Annotated in this window: 26 protein-coding genes; 5 read left to right on the top strand and 21 right to left on the bottom strand. The window is 70.2% G+C overall.

Annotated features, from left to right (window positions below):
• The 21 genes from ACYVIH_RS23090 to ACYVIH_RS22990 all read right to left on the bottom strand — a co-directional run.
• Positions 1–1,140 (bottom strand): DnaB-like helicase N-terminal domain-containing protein (locus tag ACYVIH_RS23090; protein WP_460871891.1); only part of this gene is annotated, 1,140 nt, incomplete at its 3' end.
• A gap of 243 nt (positions 1,141–1,383) precedes the next feature.
• Complete coding sequence (locus ACYVIH_RS23085; protein WP_460871890.1) at positions 1,384–1,842, bottom strand: hypothetical protein; 459 nt, start codon at positions 1,840–1,842, stop codon at positions 1,384–1,386.
• Positions 1,839–2,438: a hypothetical protein gene (locus tag ACYVIH_RS23080; RefSeq protein ID WP_460871889.1), complete on the bottom strand. Its 600-nt coding sequence runs from the start codon at positions 2,436–2,438 to the stop codon at positions 1,839–1,841. The genes ACYVIH_RS23085 and ACYVIH_RS23080 overlap by 4 nt, the downstream gene beginning before the upstream one ends.
• The gene (locus ACYVIH_RS23075; protein WP_460871888.1) at positions 2,435–4,201 is read right to left on the bottom strand and encodes a WhiB family transcriptional regulator; all 1,767 of its coding nucleotides are present in this window, start codon (positions 4,199–4,201) and stop codon (positions 2,435–2,437) included. The genes ACYVIH_RS23080 and ACYVIH_RS23075 overlap by 4 nt, the downstream gene beginning before the upstream one ends.
• The gene (locus tag ACYVIH_RS23070) at positions 4,201–4,761 is read right to left on the bottom strand and encodes a hypothetical protein (RefSeq protein ID WP_460871887.1); all 561 of its coding nucleotides are present in this window, start codon (positions 4,759–4,761) and stop codon (positions 4,201–4,203) included. Before ACYVIH_RS23070 ends, ACYVIH_RS23075 begins: the two co-directional genes overlap by 1 nt.
• A complete protein-coding gene (locus ACYVIH_RS23065) occupies positions 4,758–4,976 on the bottom strand; it encodes a hypothetical protein (RefSeq protein WP_460871886.1) in 219 nt (72 codons plus the stop codon). Before ACYVIH_RS23065 ends, ACYVIH_RS23070 begins: the two co-directional genes overlap by 4 nt.
• Positions 4,973–5,293, bottom strand: coding sequence for a hypothetical protein (locus ACYVIH_RS23060; RefSeq protein ID WP_460871885.1), 321 nt, complete (start codon positions 5,291–5,293; stop codon positions 4,973–4,975). The genes ACYVIH_RS23065 and ACYVIH_RS23060 overlap by 4 nt, the downstream gene beginning before the upstream one ends.
• Positions 5,290–5,547, bottom strand: a complete 258-nt coding sequence (locus tag ACYVIH_RS23055; RefSeq protein WP_460871884.1) for a hypothetical protein — start codon at positions 5,545–5,547, stop codon at positions 5,290–5,292. The genes ACYVIH_RS23060 and ACYVIH_RS23055 overlap by 4 nt, the downstream gene beginning before the upstream one ends.
• Positions 5,544–6,155 (bottom strand): hypothetical protein, encoded by a 612-nt coding sequence (locus ACYVIH_RS23050; RefSeq protein WP_460871883.1) that lies wholly within the window; start codon positions 6,153–6,155, stop codon positions 5,544–5,546. The genes ACYVIH_RS23055 and ACYVIH_RS23050 overlap by 4 nt, the downstream gene beginning before the upstream one ends.
• On the bottom strand, positions 6,152–6,385 hold the full coding sequence (locus ACYVIH_RS23045; protein ID WP_460871882.1) for a hypothetical protein: 234 nt from the start codon (positions 6,383–6,385) through the stop codon (positions 6,152–6,154). The genes ACYVIH_RS23050 and ACYVIH_RS23045 overlap by 4 nt, the downstream gene beginning before the upstream one ends.
• A complete protein-coding gene (locus ACYVIH_RS23040) occupies positions 6,386–6,598 on the bottom strand; it encodes a hypothetical protein (protein ID WP_460871881.1) in 213 nt (70 codons plus the stop codon). It lies immediately after the preceding gene.
• Positions 6,595–6,765, bottom strand: coding sequence for a hypothetical protein (locus ACYVIH_RS23035; protein ID WP_460871880.1), 171 nt, complete (start codon positions 6,763–6,765; stop codon positions 6,595–6,597). The genes ACYVIH_RS23040 and ACYVIH_RS23035 overlap by 4 nt, the downstream gene beginning before the upstream one ends.
• The gene (locus ACYVIH_RS23030) at positions 6,762–7,601 is read right to left on the bottom strand and encodes a 3'-5' exonuclease family protein (protein ID WP_460871879.1); all 840 of its coding nucleotides are present in this window, start codon (positions 7,599–7,601) and stop codon (positions 6,762–6,764) included. The genes ACYVIH_RS23035 and ACYVIH_RS23030 overlap by 4 nt, the downstream gene beginning before the upstream one ends.
• The gene (locus ACYVIH_RS23025; protein WP_460871878.1) at positions 7,598–7,810 is read right to left on the bottom strand and encodes a hypothetical protein; all 213 of its coding nucleotides are present in this window, start codon (positions 7,808–7,810) and stop codon (positions 7,598–7,600) included. The genes ACYVIH_RS23030 and ACYVIH_RS23025 overlap by 4 nt, the downstream gene beginning before the upstream one ends.
• The gene (locus tag ACYVIH_RS23020) at positions 7,807–8,937 is read right to left on the bottom strand and encodes a recombination directionality factor (RefSeq protein WP_460871877.1); all 1,131 of its coding nucleotides are present in this window, start codon (positions 8,935–8,937) and stop codon (positions 7,807–7,809) included. Before ACYVIH_RS23020 ends, ACYVIH_RS23025 begins: the two co-directional genes overlap by 4 nt.
• Positions 8,938–8,942: 5 nt before the next feature.
• Positions 8,943–9,842, bottom strand: coding sequence for a hypothetical protein (locus ACYVIH_RS23015; RefSeq protein ID WP_460871876.1), 900 nt, complete (start codon positions 9,840–9,842; stop codon positions 8,943–8,945).
• Positions 9,842–10,174 carry a hypothetical protein gene (locus ACYVIH_RS23010; protein WP_460871875.1) on the bottom strand — a complete coding sequence of 111 codons (333 nt, stop codon included), beginning with the start codon at positions 10,172–10,174 and terminating at the stop codon, positions 9,842–9,844. The genes ACYVIH_RS23015 and ACYVIH_RS23010 overlap by 1 nt, the downstream gene beginning before the upstream one ends.
• Positions 10,171–10,461, bottom strand: a complete 291-nt coding sequence (locus tag ACYVIH_RS23005; protein ID WP_460871874.1) for a hypothetical protein — start codon at positions 10,459–10,461, stop codon at positions 10,171–10,173. Before ACYVIH_RS23005 ends, ACYVIH_RS23010 begins: the two co-directional genes overlap by 4 nt.
• Entirely contained in the window at positions 10,458–10,943 is a 486-nt protein-coding gene (locus ACYVIH_RS23000) for a hypothetical protein (protein WP_460871873.1), read from the bottom strand. Before ACYVIH_RS23000 ends, ACYVIH_RS23005 begins: the two co-directional genes overlap by 4 nt.
• A gap of 221 nt (positions 10,944–11,164) precedes the next feature.
• Positions 11,165–11,368, bottom strand: a complete 204-nt coding sequence (locus tag ACYVIH_RS22995) for a hypothetical protein (RefSeq protein ID WP_460871872.1) — start codon at positions 11,366–11,368, stop codon at positions 11,165–11,167.
• Entirely contained in the window at positions 11,365–11,625 is a 261-nt protein-coding gene (locus ACYVIH_RS22990; RefSeq protein ID WP_460871871.1) for a helix-turn-helix domain-containing protein, read from the bottom strand. Before ACYVIH_RS22990 ends, ACYVIH_RS22995 begins: the two co-directional genes overlap by 4 nt.
• A 135-nt stretch (positions 11,626–11,760) precedes the next feature.
• Between ACYVIH_RS22990 and ACYVIH_RS22985 the strand changes: the two genes are divergently transcribed.
• The 5 genes from ACYVIH_RS22985 to ACYVIH_RS22965 all read left to right on the top strand — a co-directional run.
• Positions 11,761–12,231: a hypothetical protein gene (locus ACYVIH_RS22985; RefSeq protein WP_460871870.1), complete on the top strand. Its 471-nt coding sequence runs from the start codon at positions 11,761–11,763 to the stop codon at positions 12,229–12,231.
• The gene (locus ACYVIH_RS22980; protein WP_460871869.1) at positions 12,198–12,659 is read left to right on the top strand and encodes an ImmA/IrrE family metallo-endopeptidase; all 462 of its coding nucleotides are present in this window, start codon (positions 12,198–12,200) and stop codon (positions 12,657–12,659) included. The genes ACYVIH_RS22985 and ACYVIH_RS22980 overlap by 34 nt, the downstream gene beginning before the upstream one ends.
• The gene (locus ACYVIH_RS22975; RefSeq protein WP_460871868.1) at positions 12,656–13,072 is read left to right on the top strand and encodes a hypothetical protein; all 417 of its coding nucleotides are present in this window, start codon (positions 12,656–12,658) and stop codon (positions 13,070–13,072) included. The genes ACYVIH_RS22980 and ACYVIH_RS22975 overlap by 4 nt, the downstream gene beginning before the upstream one ends.
• 2 nt (positions 13,073–13,074) lie before the next feature.
• Positions 13,075–13,323 carry a DUF3263 domain-containing protein gene (locus tag ACYVIH_RS22970; protein ID WP_460871867.1) on the top strand — a complete coding sequence of 83 codons (249 nt, stop codon included), beginning with the start codon at positions 13,075–13,077 and terminating at the stop codon, positions 13,321–13,323.
• Positions 13,324–13,373: 50 nt separating this feature from the next.
• Positions 13,374–14,730: recombinase family protein (locus ACYVIH_RS22965; protein WP_460871866.1), on the top strand; the 1,357-nt coding region annotated here is incomplete at its 3' end.

Below are 14,730 nucleotides of genomic sequence, written 5' to 3'. Positions count from 1 at the left end.
CTGGCCGGGGGCGGGTTTGGCTTTGGCTTCGACGCGGAGGTAGGCGCCGTCGATGGCGCGTTTCTTGGCGGTGCCGCCGATGGCGTAGCCGGTGACGCGGGCTTCGGTGGATTTGGGGAGGTGGTCGACGGTGATGACGCAGGAGCCGGCTTTCGCGGGGGGCATGGCGATGGTGCGCATGGCGGCGGTGATCTCGTCGTTGTCGACGGACTTGACGCCGAGCATGGGGAGCATTTCGCCGATGGAGTCGAGGACGACGACGTCGGGCGCGAGGGTGGTGATGTCGGTGATGGCGGCGCGGAGCTGGTCGGCGTCTTCGGGTTCGTAGTAGCGGAACCGCTGGGGGTCGGCGAGGTGGTGGAGGTGGGCGCCGAGGAGGAGGAATCGTGCGGCGGTGTGGTCGGGTCCGTTGTGGTCGACGTCGATCATGGCGACGGTGCCGCCGGTGTTGAGGGCTTCGACACCGGCGATCTGGGCGAGCCAGGTCTTGCCGGACTCTGGGTCGCCGAAGAGGCCGTTGACGCGGCCTCGGTAGAAGAGGGCGGTGTCGTCGGTGCGGTGGACGAACTCTGGTGGTGGGTTGGTGGGTGGTTCGCCGGTGAGGATCCAAGCGAGGTCGTGCAGGCCGGTGGTGTTGCCGGTGCTGGGGGTGGTGGGGCCGAGGCGTGCGGCGGCTTCGTCGAGTTGTTCGTAGGCGCGGGTGAACGCGGTCTCGAGGTCGTCGGGGCGGGCGGTGGTGACGATCTGCTGGAAGCGGGTGGCGGTGTCTTGGAGGCGGCGGAGTCGGGCGGTGTCGCGGACGAGCTGGGCGTAGTGGGGTGCTTGGCCGGGGATGGGGCACGCGGCCATGAGGGTGTGGAGGTAGGGGGCGCCGCCGATGCGGGTGAGTTCGCCGATGCGTTGGAGGTGCGCGGCGACGGTGATGACGTCGGGTTCGATGCCGTCGGCGTGGGCGACGGCGTGGATCGCGGTCCAGATCTGTTCGTGGGCGGGCTTGTAGAAGTCGTCGGGGTCGAGGTGGTGTTCGAGGTCGGCGGCGAGGTGGGGTGCGGTGAGGAGGGCGCCGAGGACGGCTTGTTCGGCGGCGTTGTTGGCTGGTGGGGTGCGTTGGTCGTAGTCGGGGTCGTAGGGGGGCTCCACGGGGTGGAGGTGACGGCGTGGTGGGTGCTCGTCGTGGTTCACGCGGTCCTCGTGTCGGTGCCGTGGGTGGTTGGGGCGGCAGGGGTGGGGAAGTGGGGGTGGGGCTGGCAGCAGGTTGGCCCGGGGCGAAAGGGACCCCGTTGCGACCAGGAGCTTGTGGGTTGCTGCTGGTGTTGGGCGCCTTCGCGAGGAGTGAGTCAGCGATGCTCGCGTTGACTGCCAGCCCCCGGGCTGGGGTGGTGGCTAGGTCATGGCCGGCTTCTGGTCCACGCCGAACCACTCGAGCAGCTCGTCGTGGGAGTCCGTGATGAGGTCGACCATCTTGGCCATCAGCTCGGGCTCCTCGCCGTTGTGCGTGAGGATCGCGGTGCGCTTGCCGGCGCCGACGGCCCAGCCGAGCTCGAGGTGCGCGGAACGTCCGCAGGGCAGCACTAGCACGAAGGTGTCGGCGCGCTGCATGGCCTCGAAGTCGCGGCGGTAGCCCTCGACGGCGACGGGGTGGTTGAGAGCGGCGATGTACTGCTCGGCGGTCCACGACTGCCAGTCCGGGTCGATCTCGGACCAGGAGAAGCCGAGCACGCCGGGCGCCGGGTTGCGGAAGTCGTAGTAGTCGATCCCGTGGGCCCTCAGCATGGCGCAGGTGGCGGGCTGGAGGGCGTTGCGCCAGGAGGAGGCGACGTAGACGTAGTTGGACCGGCTCATGCGGGCACCGGTGCGTCATCGGTGTGGGCGTAGTCGTCCTCGCCGCGGAACCGGCCGCAGCGGACGCAGCTGTTCCGGCTTCCGTCGGTCTTGGTGTCGTCGCCGACGAAGGCGTGCGGCTGGTCGTCGTCAGGGTTGTCGCCGGGGAACGGGGCGCCGAGCATCTGGAGTTCCTCACCGGTGGTGCCCGGGCCGTCGTCGGGGTCGGTGTTGCCGTCCCAGAGGCCGACGACGTCGCCCTGGTCGTCGTGCTCGAGGAGGGAGGTGCCGCGGCCGAGGACTTCGGCGACGGTGGGTTCGGGGCCGTCGCTGTCGAGGGTGGGCTGGGCTTCGTCGACGGCGCGGTTGTAGTAGAGGGCGCGCTGGAACTCGCGGAGGTGGTCTTCGGCGATCTTCTCGGTGGCTGGCTCGAGGGTGGTGATGATGAGGTCGACGCGGCGTTCGCCGTCGACCTTCTTGTGGACCTCCTCGACCTTGAGCTCGACGACGGCGATGAGGTGGCCGGACTCGGCGTCGGCGAGGCGGGTGGCGATTTCCTCGGTGACGCCGGTGGCGTTGAGGCCCTTGGCGCGGATCTTGGCGGTGGTATCGGTCACTGGTTCTCCTGGGTGGTGTTGGTGCGGCTGCCGCCGCGGGGACGGATGGTGACGCCGCGCTGGCGGAGGCGGGCGAGCACGGAGGGGGCGGAGACGTTGAAGGCGCGTGCGAGGGCGGTGGCTGATTCCCCGGCCTGGTAGCGGTCGACGATCTGGTCGACGGCCTGGTCGTCGAGCTTGAGCGGACGGCCGATGCCGGCCTTCGATGACTCCACGGCCGAAGGGCGTGCCGAGATGTCGTGGCGGGCCATCACGTTCTGGACGACCTTGACCGTGGTGTCGAGCTGGGCGGCGACCTCGGCCTGGGTCTTGCCCTGGTCGACGTAGAGGCGTCGTACGTCGGCGACGAGGTCGGCGGGGTAGTCCTTGGGCTTGCCTCCAGAGCGGGTCTTGCGGTCGTCGCGGCGTTCGATGCCGGCGCGGTCGAGGACGGCGCGGACGCGCTTGGGTGTGGTGTGGAGCTGGAGCGCGATCTCACCGGAGGACATCTGCTCCTCGGTGTAGAGGCGGACGATGTCGGCTTCGTCGCCCTTGGCGCCGGAGCCGGAGCGGCGGCGACGTGGCTTCTGGAAGGTCTGGAAGCCGGTGGTGCCCGTGGCCGTGTCTGGGAGGCGCTCCGCTGCCGGTCGGTCGGCGGCCGGGTTCGGGGCGGGCACGGCCACGGGGGTCAGTGGGGTGTGCTGTTCGTCGATCGGGTGGACGACGAGGTCGAGTGCCGCCAACGCAGCCAGGGCGTTGTTGCGGAGCAGCTGGACGAGGACGCCACGCTCATTGGCGGTCTCGCGGAGCAGCTGCTCGCAGTACGCAGGGACGTCCAGGAGGCCGGAGCCGACGGTGGGGCGCGTCTCCCGCGTCGGCTCCGGGTCTTTCTCCTGTGTGGTGGAGGAACCAGCAGTGCGCGCGGGAGCCCTGCCCGACTGGCTGCTGGTCGCTGTCGCCCCGGGTGCGCTACTCCCGGTCGTGGGCTGGCCCTGCTTACCCTCCGTGGGCAGTTCGGTGACCTCGAGGTGCGCATGGTCCTCGGGGTGGATGATGCGGTCGACCATCGCGTTGTACGACGCAGCCGCGGCCGCCACCTTGGGGTCTTCGGCCTCGAGGTCGGCGAGGTCCTGGCCGAGCACGGTGGTGTCGGGGGCGGTGAACTTCGCTTCGGCGTCGGCGACGCAGCCCGGGCAGAGGTCGTTGGTGAGCTCGTCGGCGACCTGACGGCACCAGCGGCAGCGCAGCTGCACGACGGTGGTCGCGGGCTGGTCGTCGAGGGTGCCCTCGGCGCGGCGCCGCTCGTCGTGTCTGCGGCGGATCTCGTCCCAGTCGATCGACGGTTTCGCGTGCGCGCGGGGCTCGATGTGCACGACCCTGTCGGGGTTGGGGAGCGGGTAGTGGGTGTCGCCGTTGGCGCCGCCGACGTAGGGGAGGCCGTACTGCCTCACCGTCGGCTGCTCGTCGACGGTGGTTGCGGTGGCGATCGGGACGGCCGCCTCGGTGCCGGTCGCGGCGAGCACGTCCTGGCGGTGCGCCTTGATCAGCGGGCGGCGTTCCATGGCGGACAGGCCGCCGTAGATCCCGGTCGGGTAGGACTGCTTGGTGCCGAAGTCGCCGGCCTCGTAGGCGATGACGTAGTCGAGGCACTCCCGCTTGACGGGGCATCGTTCGCAGATCTTCTTGGCGAACTCGTTGTTGCCGCCTTTCTCGGGGTGCCACAGGTCGGGGTCGACCTGGGCGCACTCGGCGAGGGCGGTCCATTCCTGGTCTCGAGGCAGCATCAGAACTTCACTTCGTCGTGGTCGGGCCACTGCGGCTTGGCCATGGCGGCGAGCTGCAGGGCGGGGAGTGGGTCGTCGATGGGGTGGCCGGCCCAGCGGGCGCCCATCGCGGCGAGGACGAGGGCGTCGGCTTCGTCGTTGCCGGTGACCTCCACGTGGGGGTAGCGGCGGATCACGGAGGCGAGGACTTGGTCCTTGCCGGCGTCCTTCCCGCCGCCCTTGCCTGTGGCGTACTTCTTGACGACGGCGGGTGGGACTTCGACGACGTGCAGACCCATGCCGGTGAGGCGGGCGACGGTGAGCCACCAGAGGCCGGCCCGGTCGTGGGTGCCGACCTGGCGGCCTTGGCCGAGGCTGGGGCCTTCAACGACGACGAGCGGTGCGTCGGAGCACCAGGCGGCGATGTTGCCGACGATCGCGCGGAGTCGCTTGGAGCGGTCGGCGATCGCGTTGCCGGCGGGCTTGGTCTGGATGCGGTCGACGTGGGCGTGCTGGCCGACGATGACGGCGACACCGGTGGAGGTGAGGGAGAGGTCGAGGCCGACGATCTTGCGGGTCATGGTCGTGTCACCTGCTTGCTGGTGGTGCGGTGTCGTCGGAGGTAGGCAGCGGCCACGTGGGGGTCGCGGACGGCGTCGATGAGGGTCTGGGGGACGTCGGGGTCGCCGGCGTGGTCGGTGACCAGGTGGGTGTGGACGTCTCTGGGGTAGAGGCGTTGGCCGCAGCCGTGGGGGCAGTGGGGGCCGAGGAGGAGGGTGAGGAGGCGGGCGATCACGGCTGGTCGCCTCGCTCGGTGAGGGCGGCGGCGAGAGCGCGGAGGGCTGCTTCGGCCTGCTCGTCGTAGGTGGCAGACAGGTGCTCGAAGTTGGTCCGCGTGAGCGCCTCGTCATCGGCGGCACTGGTGGCCCGCGCGAGACGCTCGATCAGCGCCTTGTCGTCGGCCAGGGTGGAGGCGTCGATGACGGCACCGGAGGCGATGAGGGCGTCGGCGACGATGTTCGCCCCGAGGTACGAGATCGTGCCTTCGTCCGCGCGGGATGCCGCCCAGATCGCCTTGGCCAGCGTGTCCCGGCTCTCGGTCAGGTACGTCACGACGCGCCTCCGATCACGGGTCGCCAGCCGAGGTCGAGGACGACGGCGACGATCGCGGCCGGGTCATCCGTGCGCCCGGAGCGGACGTGCGCGAGGAGGTCGAGCGCCTTCACGGACGACACACCCTGCTCCTGCGCACGCCGTACGACGGCCTGGTCCTCGGCTCGGCGGGCCTCGCAGCGGGTGATGTGCCAGGCGTTCACGCCCCTGTTCGAGCAGACGTGGCAGGTGAGGTCGTTGTCGGGGAACGTCATGAGAGGACCCCCAGCACCTTCGCGGCCTGCTCGACCTTGTTCCACAGCGTCCGGTCGCCGTTGTGGCGGTCCGGGTGTGCGGCCGCGCGAGCTCGGCGGTGAACGTGCCTGACGTCGGCGGGATCACCGGCGGCCCAGTCGCGATCGGTGTACTCGTCGAGGAGGTAAATCGCCTCCTCACGCGTCATGCGCGATGCCTCGCCCCCAGTGCCGCCCGGGAGTGCTTTCCAGCCGGCGTACTGCTCGCCGCGCTTCGTGATCCCGTACCGGTCGACCTTGCGCAGCGCCTCCAGGCCGAGGGCGATCGCGCGGACGTTGTCCTGCCAGCCGGTGAACCGGTCGGTGGCGTAGGTCAGGGGCCCGTGCATGGAGTCGAACGCGACCCGGACCGCCGGTGTAGCGGGGCGGGCGTTGGCGTACAGGCCACCGTCGAGGCGGATGTGACGCTCCTGAACGTCGACCTCGAGGACCAGGTTCCGGCCGGCGAGGTGGGCCACCTCGGCGAGGAGCAGCCGCTCGGTCGCGGTCCAGGTCGAGTCGAACCGGGACCGCTCGTGCTTGCCGGTGAACGCGGTGCGGTCGCTGATCGGGCGGACGGTGTATCTCATCGCGTGCACCGCCTTCCGCCGCACGGGCAGGTCGGGCCGATCTCGGGGGTGCCGAGCCCGGCGATCCTGGCCTGGCGGATGACCGACCGGGCGAGCTCGTACTGCGCCCGGCCGGTCTTCCCGGCGACGATCAGCGCGGCCGCCTTGCGGGTGGCGGTGCGGCGCTCGTGGTCGATCGCGTCGACCTGGGTGGTGGCGAACGCGGCGGCGTTGTCGGTGAAGACGGACATTCAGAGCCTCCTGAGGGCTCGGCGCACTCGCTTGGCGAGCGCGACTCGTGAGTGGCCCACGTGCCAGTGCACGGGCCCGTCGGCGGTCTCGCGGCACGGGTAGGGCCGGTAGTCGGGGTTGCCGCGGCCGGCGCGGTAGAGGGACGCGATCGCCGCGCGGGCGTCGTCCTTGCTGGCGTGGATGACCTTCTGCGTCTTCGGGCAGGTGCTCACGGCTTCCTCCGCAGGCCCTTGACGGTCCACACCTGGGTGCCGACGCGTGGGAAGCTCTGCACGCCGTGGACGTAGGCCGAGCCCTCGACGATGACGAGGACGTCGTCCTCGAGGTCCTTGGTCTCGGTCTCGCCGGTGGCGAGGTCCTCGACGGTCACGCGGATCACAGCAGCGCCCCCTGCCCCACGACGGCCTCAGACGGTGCGCAGCAGCCGGCGTGCACCGGCCACGAGCCGCAGCACCCGTCGTGCTCGATCTGGTTCTTGTCGAAGTACGACCGCAGCCCGTCCATCTGCTCGGCACGCCACGTGATCTGGTTGCGGTGCAGGGTGTCGAGCTTCCACCGGGCAATCTCCGGCCACGCCGCAGCGAGCTTCCCGGCCAGCCGCACCGCCGCGAGCGCATCAGCGCCGGCGTCGTGCGCACCACCCAGCAGCACGCCGTAGTGCAGGCACAGGCCGGTCAGCGTCTTGTCGGTGGCGCCACAGCCGCAGCGGCAGCCGCCCTTCACCTTGCGATACGGCTCGCGCTGCTTGTCGAGGATCATCGGGTCGACGACGCCGCGGACCCCGTCGGCGCCGAGGCGTGCGGTGAGCGTGTCGACGCCGTGGCGGGCGTTCTCCGCCTCGAGCAGGGACAGGTCGAAGGAGGCGTTCGCGGCCACGACCGGGACGCCCTGGGACATGGCGAGGGCGACCTGGCCGGTGATCTCGAACAGCGCCTGCGCCCGGGACAGGGGAGCACGGCGTGCACCGGTGTCGCGGATCGCCTCGGCGCCGTTGAGTTCCGCGTGGATGCGGTCGGTGGTCCACCCGTGCACCGCAGCGGCCTCGTCGGGCACGGGGATGCCCGGGTCGAGGAGCCAGGTCAGGGTGCGGGGGCGCTGGCCGGGGGTGTGGTGGACGATCGCGGCGGTGACGATCCGGTCGTTGTGGATGCTGGTGCCGGTGGTCTCGGTGTCGAAGCCGAGCATCCGGTCCTCGTGCCACTTGAGGGTGCTCACTGGCCACCGCCGAAGGTGTAGACGGCGAGCATGCCCTCGTAGGTGGGGAGGTTCTCGACGGCCTTCGCGAGCCGCTCGGTGGCCGCGGCCTGGGCTAGGGTGGCGTGCACCTGCGCGGCAGCGATCGGCTCCCAGTTCTGACCTGCCGGGAGTTCGGCAGCCCGGTCGAGGTACTTCTCCGCCATGTCGAAGTGCTCCGGCCCAGTCACGCCGGCACCTGCTCGCCCTGGGCCTGCAGCTGCTGCAGGTATGCCGCCAGCTCACCGGCCGACGCCTCGGACGAGGGCATCCCGCAGCGGGCCTCGAAGTCGGCCTCCACGTCCGGCAACGACATCCCCAGACCGCCGGCGGCCGCGAGGACCTGCTGCCACACCGCATCGGGGTCACCGGCCGGCTGGGCGTCGTCGACGATCTCGGCGTCGACCGGCTCCTCGGCCGCCGCGGGCTGCTGCTTGCCGGCGGCCTGGAGCTGCTGGACGCGGGCCATGATCTTCTCGCCCAGCCCGTTGGTCTCCAGTGCACCGTGGGAGTCGAGGTACTTCCACATCGCGCGGAGTCCGTCGAGAGAGGCGCCCGCGATGTCGTCCTCGGTCGGCAGCGACAGGCCGCTGTCGGCAGCCTGCTCGGTGCTGGGCCCGGCTTCGAGCGCGGCACGTTGCGGCTGACCGGACTCGACCGCGGCCGCGGTGCCACCGGACTTCTCGGCGACGATCTCCTTCAACCGCGCCGTCCCGATCTGCAGATCCAGCACCGGCACCACGAACCGCGACGTCTTCCCGTCCTTCACCGACCGCCGCTCCACAAGGTGAAGGTGCGCCGGCACCAGGTCCCCGACGTACTGCGCGAGCTCGGCGACCGCGGGGATCTCGGCCGCGGCGTTCCAGCCGTGCGACTCCATCCGCCACACCCCGATCGCCTCGAGCTCGGGAAGCATCACCGAGAGCCGCGTCGTGGGCTTGGCCTCGAGGTGTGCACGGTCCTCGGGGTTGCACAGGTCCCCGTCGGCACCACGCTCACCGTCACAGCGGTGGATGCAGCCGCCGCCGGACCAGGTCTCCATCCACTGGGACAGGCCGCCCTTGACGGCGATCACGGGGATGGAGGTGGCGTCGGTGAAGACCTCCCACTCGGGCTTGCCGTTGTTGTCCCACTCGCGGGGCTGGCCGCCGTAGAGCTCGGCGAGGTCACGGATGTACCGCTCGGAGGGGCTGGTGAACCGGAACGCGCCGAGCTTCGACGGGCGGGAGGCGCCGCTGCTGGTGGTGGTCTTCGCGCCGAGGCGGATCCGGCCGAGTTCGGCGTGACGCCTCTGCAGGACGATAGGAGAGATAGGCATGCCGCTCACGCGACCTTTCCGGGCTTGGGCTCCGGCAGCGCCGGCGCCTCGATGGGGGTCCACGCCTTGGTGTCCTGGCCGTGGAAGTGGGTCTGCAACGCCACGGCCCCGAGGAACGCCTTGTAGGCGTCGCGGCCGGACGGGATCGGGACCAGCGCGTGGCCCGCGGTGCGGAGGTTGAGAATCGCCGTGCCAGCGAACTTCGGCACGTCGACCTCAGAGTCGTCCGGGAGCAGCGCCTTCGGGGCGTACCGCAGACCGGCCAGCTGGATCTCCTGGTCGGGGTAGATCACGTTCGCCGGCTTCGTCAGCGAGGTCTTGATGTCGACCAGCCACAGCTCGCGCTTCCCACCGCGACCAGTGGGCAGCCACACCCACAGGTCACCGGTGCCGGCGTACCGGTTCTTCCGGTCGAAGATCGTGGTCTCCGCGGCCTCGATGTGCTGGTCGAGGTCGACACCCCAGGCGTCGAGGAACAGCAGGTACTGGAAGATGAACGGCTCGACCTCGGGATCGTAGGGCAGGGGCTGGCCGAGGACGTGGGCGTGGGCGTAGCCGTGGATCCGGGTGCCGAGCTCGGCCTTGGTCTCCCACTGCGCCTTGTACTCCGCCTTGATCGCGGAGGTGACGCAGAACCGGCACCGGCCGCACCGCTCGGCCACGCGCTTCTTCGCACAGGGCCCCTCAGGGTCCTGCCGGGAGGTAGCGACCATCTGCGGGAGCATCTGCCAGGCCGTCTCGGCGGTGACCTTCGCGGCAGACGGCGGAAGGGCCGGCTTGTTGATGACCGACTGGGCGTTGGTGACGGAGATGTACAGGCCCTCACCGAGCGGACACTCGTCACCGCAGGCGCCGTAGTAGCGGCCCTTGCCCTTGATCTCGCGGGCGTGCAGTGGAGCGGTCATCAGTACCGACCTCCCACCATGTCGGCGTAGGCCTCGGCCTGCGCGTCCTCGCGGGCGTCCGCACGGCACTCGGGGCAGATCTCGACCGCGCAGCCCAGGCAGAGCAGCCGGTCGTGGGGGCAGGTGAGGTCGCCGTCGGGCAGGCAGTTGTCGCAGAACGCGGTGCCGCAGTCTTCGCAGGCCCAGTGGTCGGGGCACAGGTCGGCGATGACCTGGAGGAGCTGCTCGGCGGTGGTGCGGGGGAGCCGGATGGAGTCCTGCTCCGCACCCGGGGCCCAGGGGTCGAGGGCGGCGGTGAGGGCCGCGACCGCGGTGGTGGTGGGCTTGCTCATGAGAACCACACCTCGGTCTCCCAGAGGTTGAAGTCGCAGCGGCCGCCCAGGGTGAGCCGACGCTCCTCGGCCATCGCTTCGGTGAGCGTGCAGATCGCCTCGTGCTCCACCCGGAGCTCGCCGGCGTCTGCCGTCGACCGGTCGGTGAGGACGTAGGGGATCGGCTCGTCGAGGTCGTACGCCGAGGTCTCGGCGGTGACTCCGACGGCGTCCGCCAGGTCCATGAGGTCGTCGGGCGTGGACGGGAACAGGTAGGTGAGGAGGGCCTCGAGGCGGCGGTTCATCACGACGCCACCGCCTTGCTCTGGCAGGCGCCGGACTCGTGGCGCTCGACCTCGTCGCGGAAGTGCTCGTCGGCGGCGTCGTCTTCCGGACTCCCGGTGTGGGTGCCGGCGATGCCGAACTGGGCGCCGCACTTGGTGCAGCGGTACTCCTCGGCGGTGCTCGTGTGGAGGGGGTTGGTGTCGGCGGGGACGACGGTGACGATGCGGACGTCGAAGCCGTTGATGGTGCCGGCGGCGTGGATGTGGTCCTGCTTGGGGCCGCCCTGGAAGCTGTGGCCGCGGGCCGGGGTGGTGACGTGGATGTTGGACAGGACCCCGACCCAGGCGGGGAACTCGTGGCCGGCGACCTGGAGCTCGACACCGTTGGCGCCCGCGGGGCTGATTCGCATGGGCTTGGGCAGGTCGTCGATGTCCATCTCGACGAGCACGGCCCGGACAGCGTCGGTGAATCCGCCGCTGGTGGTGCTGCTGGTTGTCTCGGTCATCTGAGACACTTCCTTCCGTAGTGGCCGCTCCTGCGCTGATCCCGCATATGGGGCGGCTGCTTCCTTTTCTGGTGTGTTCTGGCGGATCCCGGCCCGGCTTCCCCTTCCGGGCGCGGGATCCGCTGTGGCGACATCGACCTCTGGGGTGGTTGATGTGCCGATAAATCGCCGCCGGCCGGGCGCACGGGGGAGACGCCGCGGCCGGCGACGGGTCTGCGGGGTTAGGCGGAGCGGGCGTGTGGGGTGATGCTGCGCTGTGCGCGAATCTGCTGCTCGAGCTCGTCGACGCTGTAGGGCGACGTCGGGGTCCAGGCGGCCTCGGCCTGCTCACGCGGTGTCATCTGCGCGCAGGCGGCTCGGGACGCGGCGAGGGTCTGGCCGGCGGCCTTGATCGCCTGCTCACGGGTCGGCTTCTCGCGGCTCATGCCACGTCCCCGTTGGTGAGGGTGGGGTGCTTGATCGCGATCTGCTCGACGTCGAGGAGTCGGGCGGCCCGTGCCAAGAGGTGGTCAGGCAGCGGCTTGCGGCCGGCCTCGATGTTGGAGAGGTAGGCGTAGGAGACGCCGATCTGGGTGGCGAAGTCGCCGAGCTTCCAGCCCCGGGTGGTGCGGAGAGTGCGGAGGGTCGCGCCGACGCGGACACGCTCTGCCTGCTCTGCGGAGCTGATGTTCTTCGGAGTCATACCCAGCACTCTAGGAACAACTAGGAACACTGTCAAGCGGAAACTGGGAACGTGTCGCCATGAATACGAAGTCGCAGGTCAGCACGTGTGACATGCCGGTAAGTACGCCGATGTATTCCCGCGCAAACTGCGGAGTTGTTCAAGTACTGGCCGATTGCTGTTTCCTGGTGTTTCTGGAAACACTCGGGGCATGAGGAAGCAGAGAGGCCCACCATGGAACAACCGGACGGGCGGACCAGGGCGAGACTGGCCGTACATGCGGAGATGGCGCACCGCCGGTGGAACAACACGCAGCTGGCGCGAGCGGCCGGCACCGACATCGCGACGGTGAGCGACTTCCTCTCGGGAGCTCGATGGCCAAAGAGTCCCACCCGCGGGAAGATCGAGTCGGCCCTCTCGTGGCCGCCCGGCACCATCTCGGCCATCGAAGCCGGGATGCCGCCGCCGACTGTCGGTGGTGCATCCGAGGATGAACCGGAAGAAGACGACGACACCCTCCTCTATCGCCGCCCCGAGGGGCTGACCGACGAGGAGTGGGAACAGGTGAAGCGCGAGTCACGGGGGTTCATCGAGTGGCAGATCCAGCGGGCAGCACAGGAGCGCTGATCTACGACCCGGGAGCCGATGCAGCTGCGAGGTATCCCGACTGGGTGATCCGCCACCGGCCGCTGCGAGGTATCCCGGAGGTGCTCTCTCGCCGGAACAAGGTCATCCTTCTCGACCAGGTGCAGAGCCGGGTCGAGCGGCGGTGCTCGCTCGCGCACGCAGTCGCGCACCTCGACCTCGGCCACGCGAACACGCCCGCGGGGTTCTTCGAGCGGCGGCAGGAACGGGAGGCCGACGTGCTCGCGGCGCGTCGACTGATCTCTATCGAGCAGCTCGCGCAGGTCCTGTGCTGGACGGTGGACCGCGGTGAGGTCGCCGCCGAGCTGCAGGTCGACCTTCCGATGCTCGCGATCCGAGAGCGTCACCTGAAACAGTCCGAGAAGCGGTATCTAGGGCGGCGAGTCCGCCGACTGGGGGCAACAGCATGAAATCACTCGGCAGGTATGGGTTGGCATCTCTGCTGATCCTGGCAAGCGCGTGTGGGAACGGTGCCGACGATTCGGGACCCAAGGAGAGCGCGCCGGAGCGAAGCCGGTTCGAGGCGGCCAAGGAGACATGCCAGAAGGACGCGGGCTATGCGGCGATGGTCGACACCGTCGAGGTCGTTGACGATGGCAGGACGCTTCTGATGTCCACCGAGAAGGACGGTCTCGCGGGCCTTGAGGGCGTGGTCTGCATGCTCGACGAGCTTGAGACGCCCGAGTCCGTGGTCAATCGCGTAGCGAAGACGACCGCGATGATGGGCGAACTGACCGCTTCCGCCGATGATCTGGACTACTCGTGGACCTACCACCCGGACAACGGGCTCAACATGGTGGTCGAAGATCAGCGAGTGGAGTGACGATGGGTGCTCTGTCTGACGAGCGCCGCGTCGTCCTCGAGCTCGAGAGCTCGTGGTGGCGGTACGCCGGCGCGAAGGAAGCCGCGATCCGCGAGCGGCTCGGCTGGTCGTCGACGCGGTACTACCAGGTGCTGAACGCGCTCCTAGACGACCCGGCCGCGCTCGAGCACTCACCGATGGTGGTCAACCGGCTCCGACGTGTTCGCGAGCAGCGCCGCCGGCTGCGCCAGACACGACCGAGGGCATCGTGACCCTCCACCCAGTCCCGGAGGCTGCACCACGTGCACTCGGTCTCATCCGGGTGTCGAAGGAACGCGACGGGATGGTCTCCCCGGAGGTGCAGCGTGTCGCGATCAGCGACTACTGCAAGGCACGCGGCTACGTTCTCGGCGGCTGCCTCGAAGGGCTCGACGAGTCCGGCTCTCGGGCCCGCTCCGCCTGGTGGCCACGCCTCGAGCAGGCCGTAGCCCAGGTCGAAGCCGGTGCCGTCGACGTCGTCGTGGTCTGGAAGTACTCGCGCGTCGCTCGCAACCGGCTGCGCTGGGCGACCGCGGTGGACCGGGTCGAGACCGCCGGCGGGCGCATCGAGTCCGCCACCGAGCAGGTCGACACCACCACCTCCACGGGCCGGTTCACCCGCGGCATGCTCGCCGAGCTCCAGGCCTTCGAGGCCGAACGGATCGGCGAGGTCTGGCGCGAGGTCCACGCACGCCGCGTCCGCTCCGGCCGGCCGGCCACCGGCCGGGAGAAGTACGGGTACCGCTACGACCGCGGCCAGCAGCTGCACGTGCCCGACCCGGTGACCGGGCCGGTGCTGGCCGAGCTCTACCGCAGGTACGTCGCCGGGGAGTCGATCTACCAGCTGGTGCGCTGGATGAATGCCCACGGTCACCGGACCCTCGACGACGGCCTGTGGTCGGACCGGTCGCTGCGCCGGGTCCTCGACAGCGGGTTCGCGTCTGGCCGGTTCGCTCACCTCGGCGAGCTCGTGGCCGGGGTGCACGAGCCGTTGATCGACGACGCCCTGTGGCAGGCCTACCTGGATGCCCGACAGTCGCGGCGCGCTCGGCCGGCGCGGGTGGAGCGGTCGCAGTACCTGCTGTCTGGTCTGGTGAGGTGCGGCCGCTGCGGTGGCGCGATGGTCGCGGGGCAGTACGGCGCACGGCATGAGCCGAAGTACCGGTGCCGGACCGGGAAGGAGCAGGGCCCCGAGGCGTGCACGGGTGGGTACGTGATGGCGTCGTTCGTTGAGGGCGAGGTGCTCGCCTGGCTGCGGGAGGTTGCCGACGAAGTGGAGGCGGTCGCCGGGGCGACGTCGGTGGCAGACGCGCGGAAGGTGACGCTGCGGTCGGAGGCGGAGCGGCTGGCGCGTGAGGTGGCGCGTGTGGATGAGGCGTTGCAGCGGTTGGTGGTGCAGCGGGCGGAGTCGCCGCAGCTGCCGGCGAGCGTGTTCGATGCTGCCCTGGGTGAGCTGGGGGAGCGGCGTGCTGGCCTGGTGGGGGCGTTGGAAGAGGCGCAGCGTGCGGAGCGTGCTGCGGTGTCGGATCCGGCCGCGGTGGCGCGTGGGTTGCTCGAGGACTGGTGGACGGCGCCGGTGGAGCATCGCCGGGAGTTGCTGCGGTCGCTGGTCGATCGGGTGGAGGTCGTGACCGGTCGGC

This window comes from Nocardioides pakistanensis (assembly GCF_054781215.1).
This window is presented reverse-complemented; position numbering and strand designations above follow the sequence as displayed.

Excerpts from the sequence above, each read along its gene's own strand:
- ACYVIH_RS22975 (WP_460871868.1), top strand. The coding sequence starts at position 12,656 with ATGAAATCACTCGGCAGGTATGGGTTGGCATCTCTGCTGATCCTGGCA.
- ACYVIH_RS23045 (WP_460871882.1), bottom strand. The coding sequence starts at position 6,385 with ATGTCCGTCTTCACCGACAACGCCGCCGCGTTCGCCACCACCCAGGTC.
- ACYVIH_RS23050 (WP_460871883.1), bottom strand. The coding sequence starts at position 6,155 with ATGAGATACACCGTCCGCCCGATCAGCGACCGCACCGCGTTCACCGGC.
- ACYVIH_RS23085 (WP_460871890.1), bottom strand. The coding sequence starts at position 1,842 with ATGAGCCGGTCCAACTACGTCTACGTCGCCTCCTCCTGGCGCAACGCC.
- ACYVIH_RS23020 (WP_460871877.1), bottom strand. The coding sequence starts at position 8,937 with ATGCCTATCTCTCCTATCGTCCTGCAGAGGCGTCACGCCGAACTCGGC.
- ACYVIH_RS22995 (WP_460871872.1), bottom strand. The coding sequence starts at position 11,368 with ATGAGCCGCGAGAAGCCGACCCGTGAGCAGGCGATCAAGGCCGCCGGC.
- ACYVIH_RS23070 (WP_460871887.1), bottom strand. The coding sequence starts at position 4,761 with ATGACCCGCAAGATCGTCGGCCTCGACCTCTCCCTCACCTCCACCGGT.
- ACYVIH_RS23015 (WP_460871876.1), bottom strand. The coding sequence starts at position 9,842 with ATGACCGCTCCACTGCACGCCCGCGAGATCAAGGGCAAGGGCCGCTAC.
- ACYVIH_RS22990 (WP_460871871.1), bottom strand. The coding sequence starts at position 11,625 with ATGACTCCGAAGAACATCAGCTCCGCAGAGCAGGCAGAGCGTGTCCGC.
- ACYVIH_RS22970 (WP_460871867.1), top strand. The coding sequence starts at position 13,075 with ATGGGTGCTCTGTCTGACGAGCGCCGCGTCGTCCTCGAGCTCGAGAGC.
- ACYVIH_RS23010 (WP_460871875.1), bottom strand. The coding sequence starts at position 10,174 with ATGAGCAAGCCCACCACCACCGCGGTCGCGGCCCTCACCGCCGCCCTC.
- ACYVIH_RS23075 (WP_460871888.1), bottom strand. The coding sequence starts at position 4,201 with ATGCTGCCTCGAGACCAGGAATGGACCGCCCTCGCCGAGTGCGCCCAG.
- ACYVIH_RS23000 (WP_460871873.1), bottom strand. The coding sequence starts at position 10,943 with ATGACCGAGACAACCAGCAGCACCACCAGCGGCGGATTCACCGACGCT.
- ACYVIH_RS23055 (WP_460871884.1), bottom strand. The coding sequence starts at position 5,547 with ATGACGTTCCCCGACAACGACCTCACCTGCCACGTCTGCTCGAACAGG.